Source organism: Roseateles sp. P5_E8, assembly GCF_054177665.1.
In genome coordinates, this window is the sequence record NZ_JBGCUM010000112.1 from 1 (window position 1) to 4,924 (window position 4,924).

Sequence of the window (4,924 nt, forward strand, 5' to 3'; positions counted from 1 at the left end):
GCGGTGCTGTACATGGCCACGGTCTCGGCGATCGTTCACAACCCTGCGATCAAGGTCTTCTACGCACGCCTGGTCGCAGCCGGCAAGGCCAGGAAGGTGGCCCTTGTGGCCTGCATGCGCAAGTTGCTCACCGTGATCAATGCCATGTTGCGCGATCAAGCCACTTGGGATGCTGTCAAGCATCTTCAAACCCCTTCTGGGGCTTGACGCCAGACACAGTTGCTCGGGGGACCGGCTGGACTCGCCCGCGCTCAGCGGAGCGAGGCCGGACGAGGGGCTTCAATCAATCGGGGTGAGCTTGGCGACCGACAGCGCCAGCCACTTCGTGCCATGCCGGCCGAAGTTCACCTGCGCCCGCGCATCCGTGCCCGCGCCTTCCAGCGTCAGCAGCACGCCCTCGCCGAACTTGGTGTGGAAGACGCTCTTGCCCACGCGCAGGCCGCCGTGCTCGTTGGAGACCTTCTGCTTCATGCTCGCTGGCACCGGTGGCTCCACCCAGGCGGCTTTCTCCACGCGGCCCGCGCCCACCATGCCCTTGAGGCCGGTGCCGCGGTCCCAGGCCTGCTGGTACTCGCGCGCAAAGCCCGAGCCGAAGCCCTGGTTGCGTGGCGTCAGCCACTTCAGCGCGGCCTCGGGCAGCTCGTCGAAGAAGCGGCTCTTGACGTTGTAGCGCGTCTTGCCGTGCAGCATGCGCGTCTGGCAGAAGCTGAGGGACAGCTTCTGGCGCGCCCGCGTGATGGCCACGTACATCAGGCGCCGCTCTTCCTCGATGCCGTCGTGGTCGGACATCGAGTTCTCGTGCGGGAACAGGCCCTCTTCCAGGCCCGTGATGAACACCGCGTCGAACTCCAGACCCTTGGCGGAGTGAACAGTCATCAGCTGCACGGCGTCCTGGCCGGCCTGCGCCTGGTTGTCGCCCGCCTCCAGTGAGGCATGGGTGAGGAAGGCCACCAGCGGCGACATGATCTCGCCGGTCTCGGCATCGGGCACCGCGCCGGGCGTGCCTGCCTCGGCCACCTCGTCCACCGGCAGCCCCACGGCGTTCTTGCCAAAGCCCTCCTGCATGACGAAGGCCTCGGCCGCGTTGATGAGTTCGTCCAGGTTCTCCAGGCGGTCGGAACCGTCCTTGTCGGCGCGGTAGAAGTCCAGCAGGCCCGAGGTTTCCAGCACCTGCTCGATGATCTCGCGCAGCGTCATGCCCTGCGTGAGGTTGCGCGTCGAGTCGATGAGGTTGGTGAAGGCCAGCAGGCTGGCGCCGCCCTTGCCGGCGAGCGCGCCCACGCTCTGGTAGAGGCTGCGGCCGCTGGCCTTGGCGGCGTCTTGCAGGTTCTCCAGCGTCTTGGCACCGATGCCGCGGGTCGGGAAGTTGACGACGCGCAGAAAGCTCGTGTCGTCGTTGGCGTTCTCCAGCAGGCGCAGGTAGGCCAGCGCATGCTTCACCTCGGCGCGCTCGAAGAAGCGCAGGCCGCCGTAGACGCGGTAAGGGATGCCCGAATTGAACAGCGCCGACTCGATGACCCGCGACTGGGCGTTGCTGCGGTAGAGGATGGCGATCTGCTGCCGGTCCAGCCCGCTGCGCACCAGGCTCTGGATCTCCTCGATCAGCCACTGCGCCTCGGCAAAGTCGCTGGGCGCCTCCTGCACGCGGATGGGGTCGCCCAGGCCGGCCTCGGTGCGCAGCGTCTTGCCCAGGCGCTGGCTGTTGCGGCTGATGAGCTCGTTGGCGGCGTCCAGGATGTGGCCGAAGCTACGGTAGTTCTGCTCCAGCTTGATGACGCGCTTGACGCGGTACTCGCGCTCGAAGTCCGCCATGTTGCCCACGCGCGCACCGCGAAAGGCGTAGATGCTCTGGTCGTCGTCGCCCACGGCCAGCAGGCTCTGGCCGTTGTCGACACCCGGCGGCGCGAACATCTTCAGCCAGGCGTATTGCAGCTTGTTGGTGTCCTGGAACTCGTCCACCAGCAGGTGGCGGAAGCGCCGCTGGTAGTGCTCGCGGATTGCAGCGTTGTCGCGCAGCAGCTCGTAGCTGCGCAGCATCAGCTCGGCGAAGTCCACCACGCCTTCGCGCTGGCACTGGTCCTCGTAGTTGGCGTAGATCTCGACGAGAGTCTTGGTCTGCTCGTCGCGCGCTTCCACGTCGCCGGGGCGATGGGCTTCTTCCTTGCAGCCGGCGATGAACCAGCCGACCTGCTTGGGCACGAAGCGCTCTTCATCGAGCTTCATCGCCTTGATGACCCGCTTGATGGCCGACACCGTGTCGCTGGAATCCAGGATCTGGAAGGCCTGCGGCAGGTTGGCCTGCTTCCAGTGCGCGCGCAGGAAGCGGTTGCACAGGCCGTGAAAGGTGCCTATCCACATGCCGCGCACGTTGAAGGGCAGCATGGTGGAGAGGCGGGTCAGCATCTCCTTGGCGGCCTTGTTCGTGAAGGTCACGGCCATGATGCCGCCGGGGCTGACCTGGCCCGTGTTCAGCAGCCAGGCGATGCGGGTGGTCAGCACACGCGTCTTGCCCGAGCCGGCGCCGGCCAGGATCAGCGCCGGTTCGGCCGCTGCGGTGACGGCGGCAAGCTGCTCGGGGTTGAGGTTCTTGAGGAGGGGACTGGTCTGAGCAGCAGCGTCGGGAAAAACGTCTTGCACGGGGTTCATCGACGCATTTTAAAGAGGCGCCCCTCAACACCGCCGCCGGCCGGCATCGCGCCGCAGCCACGTCAATATTGCCAAGGCCGTGCACGGGTCATCCCTAGCGCCGGTGGGGCAGGCGCTGACCAAAATCCGCCGCGCTCGCGCGCGCAGTCCAGCCGGGCACTTCGATCCATTCCCAAGCCCAATTCACATGTCCAATACCTTTCGTCTTCTGCTGGTCGCCACTTCGACGGCATTCCTGGTCGGCTGCGCCGGTACCAATTTCAAGCGCCCCGACGCTGGCGCCCTGGAGGTCGGCAAATCAACGTCGGCCCAAGTCACGCAGGTGATGGGTGCACCCCAGATGACAGGCGAGCTGCTTCGCAATGGCGAAAAGCTGAAGTCGGTTCGCTACGCCTACGCCGAGGGCGCCGGCTCAGGCAAGTACCCGGGCGTGACGCCGGCCCGTGCCCAGGTCTTCCTGACCCACAACGACCGCCTCGTGGCCGAGGAGTTCGTCAGCTCCTTCCCCAACGACGCCACCGATTTCGACGAGGGCAAGGTCAGCGCCATCGTCAAGGGCAAGTCGACCCGCGCCGACGTGGTGGCCATGCTGGGCAATCCCAACGGCCGTGGCGTTCACCCGTTCATCAAGACCAAGGACGAGACGGCGTCCATCTACAGCTACTCGCACGTCAAGGGCAGCGTCTTCAACATGAAGTTCTATGCCAAGACCTTGATCGTGTCCTTCGACGCGGCCGGCCTGGTGACGGACGTCGAGTACACGTCCAACGGCGACAAGTGACGCGAGGCGCCTCGCTCAACTGAGCATCGGCAGCCGGCTGCCTTCGGGCGCCGGCTGCTTTCATTTGCGCCTTGCCTACCGGCGCCGCACCTTACCAGCCCGCCCGGCCTTGGACCACTCGTAGGCCTCGCCGTCCGGCGTCCTGCCGCCCTCCACCGCCGAGACGCCGGGCCGGCCGATGTGGTCCGCCAGCTCGGTGGAGATGCAAACATGCGGATGGCCTAGCCGGCGCAGCGCCTCGGCGCGGGCCAGCGCCTGCGTCAGCTCCTTGCTGTAGAAGAACTCGCAGACGGGCGCGGCGTCTTCGCCCTCGCCTTCAAGCCAATACACAACGATGCCCACAGCGATCTCCGGATTGCATTGAAGATGGCTGCCGACTGCATGCTTCATGCGTCTCAGGTCAGCCATCGCGGGTCGAGATGATCGGGCATATCGGCAGGCGATTTGGCCGCATGCAGCGCCACAGTCGGCCTCCGCGCCTGTGCAGGCCCTGCTGAGTCAAACTGAGGCTTACCGACGCACGCCGACCCGAAAAACCGATTACGTCGGCGCTTTGCGATGCGACTTTCTATAGATTCGCAGCGCCTGTGCCTTGTCACTGAGCTGCCGAAGGAAGACTCCATCCTTGATTCCGACGAAGTCCTTCCCCTTCAACAGCAGCAGGCGACTCTGCTTGTCACCGGCATGCGCGTTCTGGATCTGTCCGAGGCTGTAGTGGAGGAAAGGGTCCAATGCGACGGGCAACACCTTGGGAACCGAGGAAGCGTTGGTGACAAGAACCTCGTCAACAGCAACAAGAAGCCTGATCACGTTCTTGCTTCCCGGCCCGGTCCGCGCCTCCGGATCTTTCACCTGGGCGCCGTTGGCATCAACCATATCTACACCCGTGACACGCCCAACCAGGATGTGGTCCGCACCTTGCGCCATCTCTTCCAGCGTCGCCTCAAGCGGAAGACTCGCCTGGGCAACTGCTGAAGACAGCAAGGCGATGAGCATCAGGATGCGCTTCATTTGGATCTCCGGCTCAACGTTTGACCTGAGGCGCGGCCGAGGGCGACGGCTCTTGGACGTCCCTCTCGATGGAATGGTTAGGCGTCATCTTTGCCAACGTGCACAGCCTCCAAGACAGATGCCAACTCTGCTAATGCCGTGCCTCCAAAGTTGCCGTGAGCAAGCGCTCGTCTCACGACCTCTTGAACCTTGCCGAGTTTGACAAGCTCGGCGAAGCGCATCACCGAAAACTCGTCAGCTACGGCCTCAGATATCTGGACGCCAGATGCGTTGGGGTTGCCTTCGTAGGCTTCCATTGACTGCCAGTTGTCGAGCCCTGAGACACACCAGAGATGGAGTTTCTCCCCGTCCGACCAGATGTGCGTAGAGCCTTTGATGTACGCCATGTTCACCTCTGATGACGGCCAACGTGTTGCAGGCGGATCCTGAACGATCCTTGCCCAACATTTGAGCATGCAGCGCCTGCTCGGGCGTGGAGGTCAGTGC

General features: G+C 64.5%; 5 protein-coding genes and 1 pseudogene. 2 read left to right on the top strand and 4 right to left on the bottom strand.

What is annotated here, in order from left to right; translation table 11 throughout:
* Window positions 1-207 (top strand): annotated as a pseudogene (locus ACXRVZ_RS27315) (IS110 family transposase); the annotation flags it as partial.
* A gap of 72 nt (window positions 208-279) precedes the next feature.
* Here the strand turns inward: ACXRVZ_RS27315 and ACXRVZ_RS27320 are convergent.
* A complete protein-coding gene (locus ACXRVZ_RS27320; protein WP_458233100.1) occupies window positions 280-2,646 on the bottom strand; it encodes a UvrD-helicase domain-containing protein in 2,367 nt (788 codons plus the stop codon).
* A gap of 187 nt (window positions 2,647-2,833) precedes the next feature.
* On the opposite strand from ACXRVZ_RS27320, the gene ACXRVZ_RS27325 reads away from it, so the two are divergent.
* Window positions 2,834-3,427, top strand: a complete 594-nt coding sequence (locus tag ACXRVZ_RS27325) for a hypothetical protein (protein WP_457425293.1) — start codon at window positions 2,834-2,836, stop codon at window positions 3,425-3,427.
* Window positions 3,428-3,502: 75 nt separating this feature from the next.
* Here ACXRVZ_RS27325 and ACXRVZ_RS27330 read toward each other — a convergent pair whose 3' ends face one another.
* From ACXRVZ_RS27330 to ACXRVZ_RS27340, 3 genes are all read right to left on the bottom strand, one after another.
* Complete coding sequence (locus ACXRVZ_RS27330) at window positions 3,503-3,817, bottom strand: hypothetical protein (RefSeq protein WP_457425291.1); 315 nt, start codon at window positions 3,815-3,817, stop codon at window positions 3,503-3,505.
* A 150-nt stretch (window positions 3,818-3,967) separates the two neighbouring features.
* Window positions 3,968-4,438 (bottom strand): hypothetical protein, encoded by a 471-nt coding sequence (locus ACXRVZ_RS27335; protein WP_457425289.1) that lies wholly within the window; start codon window positions 4,436-4,438, stop codon window positions 3,968-3,970.
* 77 nt (window positions 4,439-4,515) lie between these two features.
* Window positions 4,516-4,824 carry a hypothetical protein gene (locus ACXRVZ_RS27340; RefSeq protein ID WP_457425287.1) on the bottom strand — a complete coding sequence of 103 codons (309 nt, stop codon included), beginning with the start codon at window positions 4,822-4,824 and terminating at the stop codon, window positions 4,516-4,518.
* Window positions 4,825-4,924 lie beyond the last annotated feature (100 nt).